Genomic DNA, 2,298 nt, shown 5'->3' with positions numbered 1-2,298 from the left:
TCCTTGGTCGGCGTGGGCCAGATGTAGAACAACGCGATTGGGGTAAATGATGCCTTCATATCGACGTTCGCCACGAGAAGACCTGCGATTGGCACGCTTCGGCCGCCCCCGATGGAGCCCTCATAGTAAGTTTCGCCAGTAGCAACCGCGAGGCCCGGTTCAGGTGGAATCACGCCAGCATACGGCGCGATCGACATGCCGGAAATAGGCCGGCCCAGGCCACCTTCCACGGCAAAGGCGCGCGTGACAGAGAAAGTCAGGACTGTTAGTCCCGCCAACGTTAGGGTGATTCTCGTTTTCATGTTCGATTCCTTTCGTTAGGCGTAGTTGGGTTGCGCTAATTCTCTTTCTTAAACTTCTTCATTTTTGGATTGATTTACCGGTGGTTTCCGCAGTTAGCAATTCGAGTGGAACGCCGAGCCATTGTGCGGCTTCTGCGCGGTCTTGGAAGACCCGGACGTTGATCGAGGAACCTTGCGTCAGTAAGGCATGTAACCGGCCGTAATGAACAAGAGTGGAATCGGTCGCGAGAATGGCTGATTTGACCGGTGGACGACCTGCGTAGGTCAGACGCCGATAAAGAGAAATGCGAATGATGTATTCGAAGTTCAGATCAACTGCATCGGCTGCGACCGTATCGGAAAATCGATCGAAGGGCTCCTTCAACGTGGCCTCGAGTTCTCCGATGACAGATATAATTTTGTTGACCGTCGCCTCGTTGACCAAGCCATGGGGTCTATAAACGAGCAGCCGAATGTCTTCGTGAAACTGAATATCAGGGGGAAGCTTCATTGCTCTTTTGGGTTTCTTTGCTGAGTTATCGTGATTTCGGTGGTGTGTATGGATCCGCCGTGCCGGGCGCGATCGGCGGATGTTTCTTCAGGCTTTGCTCGAACTCGACTGCGACCTTCATCGCTGGGCCGGCTATCCACGAGCTTCGCAGCCCTGTCTGTGGGTATTCCTCTTTTGGATCGGTTATGAGATCGAAGGCTTTCGGGCTGCCAAGTTTCGTGGGCGGCGTCCACCAGTCTCGTTGCTCGTCGTAGAAAACCAGCTTCCAATTCCTCCATTTGACCGCTTCCAGGCGATCCGCCACGAAGACTGGAAAACCTTCGCGCTTGGACTTCTCGGACTTGCCCAGCAGGAAATCGGTTTGGTCGACTCCATCGATCGCGCGATCCTGTGGCACGGATGTGCCGGCGATCTTTGCGAAGGTCGTGTAGGTGTCGACCTCGTGGACTATCTCGTTACTCACACGGCCGGCCGGGATTCGGCCGGGCCAACGGATAATAAACGGCACCCGCAACGAGCCTTCCATGTGCGTAAAGTAGTAGCCACGCCATGGACCGGATGATCCTTGCCAGGGCCAGGTTGCTTCCGGACCGTTGTCGCTCGTAAAGACGACGATAGTGTTATCGCGGACGCGCAGTTGATCGATCGCGTCCAGGATTTCGCCGACGTGCGTGTCCATTTCCGCAAGTGAGTCCGGGAAGTCGCCGAAGCCTGTTTTACCAGCAAACTTTGGATTCGGCAAAGTCGGAAAATGCACGAGCGTGAATGGAACATAGGCGTAGAACGGCTTGCCCGACTGGACGCTGCGCTTCATGAAGTCGATCGTTCGCTGTGTGATCTCCGCGTCGATCAGGCGGCGTTGCTCCAGGTCATAGACCTGAAGTTCCCGGCTCTTCTCGCCCTTCTTCCCCTCCATGATGTGCTCGAAAGCGACGCCCGCCGCTTTCGCTGCGGGTTCCGATGGCGCAAAAACCTCATCGGTGGTGCGCGGAATCCCATACCACTCATCGAAGCCCTGCGCGTTAGGCAGGCGCGACTGATCGCTACCGACGTGCCACTTTCCGAAATGGCCAGTCGCATAACCAGCACCGGAGAGTAGCTCAGCGATCGTTACTTCCCATTGCGTTAATCCTTCAAGTCCGCCGCCGATCGGTACTGAGTGGGTACCGGAACGAATGGAAAAGCGTCCGGTCAGGATGGCCGAGCGGCTTGGCGTGCATTGCGCTTCGACATTGAAATTAAGCAGTCGCGTGCCTTCCGTCGCGAGCTTGTCGATCCGTGGCGTGGCCGCGCCGCGGAGTATGCCGCCGCCGTAACAACCAATTTCGCCGTAACCAAGATTGTCCATCAGGATGAAAACAATATTCGGTTTCTTGCCTTCGCCGGCCGGTTGCGGAGCAGACTGTGCCTCACTCGCTTTGATCGCCATCAGCGCGATACCTAACGAGTAGATAGCAAACTTTGCCTTTATGTTTGTTTTCCTTTCATTCGATGGCCATGGCCGCA

3 protein-coding genes are annotated in these 2,298 nt (G+C 55.7%); all 3 read right to left on the bottom strand.

Annotated features, from left to right (window positions below; translation table 11 throughout):
• Positions 1 to 302: transporter (locus tag VGK48_11075; protein ID HEY2381709.1), on the bottom strand; the 302-nt coding region annotated here is incomplete at its 3' end.
• Between the two features lie 58 nt (positions 303 to 360).
• Positions 361 to 792: a hypothetical protein gene (locus tag VGK48_11070; protein HEY2381708.1), complete on the bottom strand. Its 432-nt coding sequence runs from the start codon at positions 790 to 792 to the stop codon at positions 361 to 363.
• Positions 793 to 817: 25 nt separating this feature from the next.
• Complete coding sequence (locus VGK48_11065; GenBank protein HEY2381707.1) at positions 818 to 2,140, bottom strand: arylsulfatase; 1,323 nt, start codon at positions 2,138 to 2,140, stop codon at positions 818 to 820.
• Positions 2,141 to 2,298: the final 158 nt, after the last annotated feature.

The sequence above is a fragment of the Terriglobia bacterium genome, assembly GCA_036496425.1.
Lineage (GTDB): Bacteria > Acidobacteriota > Terriglobia > 20CM-2-55-15 > 20CM-2-55-15 > 20CM-2-55-15.
The sequence above is the reverse complement of the archived record's forward strand: the minus strand, read 5'-3'. Positions and strand labels throughout refer to the sequence as shown.